Consider the following 1,921-nt stretch of genomic DNA (forward strand, 5'->3'; position numbering starts at 1 on the left):
CCGGGTGCCGTCGGTCAAGTCGCCATAGTGCAGGAACAACCGCCGCTGCGGGTCATGCAGATCCTCGTAGAGGTGGTTGATCCGCTGGGTATTGAACGTCGAGGCACGGCGGATGATGCCGTGGACCTGGTAACCCTTCTCCAGCAGCAACTCGGCCAGATATGAGCCGTCCTGGCCGGTGATACCGGTGATGAGCGCCTTCTTGACGGTCACGCGCACTCCATGCTGGTGGTCGGATCAGTTATAGCCGAGTACACCTTCCACCGGAAGGGACATCGGTATCTGCTCAGGTTAGGGAAATCAGTACTGATTCCTACGCTTTCTTCATGTGTGTCGGGGTCGGATCGACCGCGCCAAGCCCATTGGCGGGCCACTCAGGAAAGCAATTCGCGGTAGACTTCGATTGTCCGGTTGACTGTTTTGCTCCAGGGGAACTTCCGCGCCTGCGAGAGCCCACGCTTGGCGAACTCATCCCGCGTGGCGGTATTGAGCAGGCGTCCGAGCGAGTAAACAAGTTCATCCGGACTGCGGGGATCGAAGAGCAGAGCCGCATCACCCACAACCTCTGGAATGGACGCCGCCCTGGCAGCGACCACCGGTACCCCGCGGGCCATTGCTTCGAGCGGAGGAAGCCCGAATCCCTCGCAGAGCGACGGGAAAACGAGTGCCACCGCGGACCGGTAGAGCCCGCAGAGCGCCCTCTCATCGGCCTGCACGAATTCGACACGCCGCGACAATCCGCAATCTTCGAGCAGCGTCTTCTCCTCGTCCGTGGGGGCGCCGCCTCCTGCGCAGACGAGCCGTAGCTGCGCGAGTTCCCGGGCTCTGAGGCCCTGTACAACGATGCGCCAGTTCTTGTATCCGGCCCGGCCGCCGACGTAGAGGATGTAGTCGCTCGTCTTCTTCTCGGCCGTCACATCAGGCATGTGCACACCCAGGTGGACAACCGTGATCTTTTCGCGCGGTACCCCCAGCAGGGACACCAGGTCCTGGGCGGTCGCTTCCGAAATGGCGATGACCCTGTCGGCTCTGCGAGCCCAGAACCGCTGCCTGTCGACGGTGTCGGCACCCGAGGCGAAGGAGTCGGGGTACCGGAGGTGAATCAGGTCGTAGAACGTGCAGACATGCGGACGACCGCCGGGAACCGCGCTCGACGTGTAGTAGGTGGGGTGAACCACGCCCGGTCTGCGCTGCGCTGCGGAGTATGCGGCGAACGCCGCATCGCTCAGCAAAAGGCGCGATCTCCACGGCAGTCGCCCCAGCATCGCCCTTGCCGGGCTCCGTGCAATGTACTGATTGTCGTGCAATCCAGCGAAGAGGCGTGCGTCGACGCCCGCCTCCTTCAATCCGGCATGGAGTTCGGAAAAATATCGGCTGACCCCGCCGACCCGCTGGCGGACGAACACGTCGGGAGAAAATAGGACCCGCACCTGCACCTCGCTCCATCGCCACAACAGCCCAAAGAAGCCTGCCACAGCCTGCAGTCAGGGAGAGTGCGGGCCAATGGCATCGCCCGTCAATGCCGATGGATTCACGCGAACGGGTCCGCACCCCACGATCCGCCCGGCCCTGACCTGCCCCAAGGGGCCATCAACAATTCCCGAACTCGACGCTGCACTCATCGGGTGAAAATGCGGACTTCTCTGCCCCTCGTCGTCCCCCGGTCCCGGAACCTGCTGGACGCGACCTCCGTAGAATCACCTGCCATGGTTCCTTGCAAGATCTGCGGCGGCGAATCCAGCGTCACCCACCGGGGCACGGTTCTGGCACGCCATCAGGCGACGTACCGCATGTGTGTCGACTGCGACTACTGGTTCATCGACGAACCGCACTGGCTGGAGGAAGCCTATTCGGAGGCCATCGCGGCCATCGACACCGGCGTCGCGCAACGCAATCTACGGTTGTCCCCGCTGCTCACCTC

3 protein-coding genes are annotated in these 1,921 nt (G+C 63.2%); 1 reads left to right on the forward strand and 2 read right to left on the reverse strand.

Annotation, left to right across the window (positions count from 1 at the left end):
- A partial coding sequence (locus ACFSL4_RS37375; protein ID WP_381092575.1) for a GDP-mannose 4,6-dehydratase occupies positions 1-213 on the reverse strand: 213 nt, incomplete at its 3' end.
- A 161-nt stretch (positions 214-374) separates the two neighbouring features.
- Positions 375-1,475 carry a glycosyltransferase family 4 protein gene (locus tag ACFSL4_RS37380; RefSeq protein WP_381092576.1) on the reverse strand — a complete coding sequence of 367 codons (1,101 nt, stop codon included), beginning with the start codon at positions 1,473-1,475 and terminating at the stop codon, positions 375-377.
- Positions 1,476-1,706: 231 nt separating this feature from the next.
- On the opposite strand from ACFSL4_RS37380, the gene ACFSL4_RS37385 reads away from it, so the two are divergent.
- A partial coding sequence (locus ACFSL4_RS37385) for a hypothetical protein (RefSeq protein WP_381092577.1) occupies positions 1,707-1,921 on the forward strand: 215 nt, incomplete at its 3' end.

The sequence above is a fragment of the Streptomyces caeni genome, assembly GCF_042678285.1.
GTDB lineage: Bacteria > Actinomycetota > Actinomycetes > Streptomycetales > Streptomycetaceae > Streptomyces > Streptomyces caeni.